Origin of the sequence: Palleronia sediminis, assembly GCF_004358695.1 — a bacterium.
Lineage (GTDB): Bacteria > Pseudomonadota > Alphaproteobacteria > Rhodobacterales > Rhodobacteraceae > Palleronia > Palleronia sediminis.
Genome location: NZ_SNAA01000071.1, coordinates 1 through 279, shown reverse-complemented (window position 1 = coordinate 279; position 279 = coordinate 1). Strand labels below are relative to the sequence as shown.

The following is a 279-nucleotide window of genomic DNA, read 5'->3' as shown; positions in this document are numbered from 1 at the left end:
ATGCGCGGCTATGCCACCGGCGGTTATGTCGGTACACCGGGCAGCATGGCAGACAGCCGGTCGCAGGCGTCCGGGACGTTTGAGCAGAATAACCATGTGGTTATTAACAACGACGGCACGAACGGGCAGATAGGTCCGGCTGCTCTGAAGGCGGTGTATGACATGGCCCGCAAGGGTGCCCGTGATGAAATTCAGACACAGATGCGTGATGGTGGCCTGTTCTCCGGAGGTGGACGATGGAGACCTTCCGCTGGAAAGTGAAACCCGGTATGGATGTGG

At 58.8% G+C, this 279-nt stretch carries 1 protein-coding gene; it reads left to right on the top strand.

Translation table 11 applies throughout. The features are described from left to right. On the top strand, window positions 1–261 hold a 261-nt coding region (locus tag E2L08_RS16885), incomplete at its 5' end, for a phage tail tape measure protein (protein WP_133398237.1). Between the last annotated feature and the right edge of the window lie 18 nt (window positions 262–279).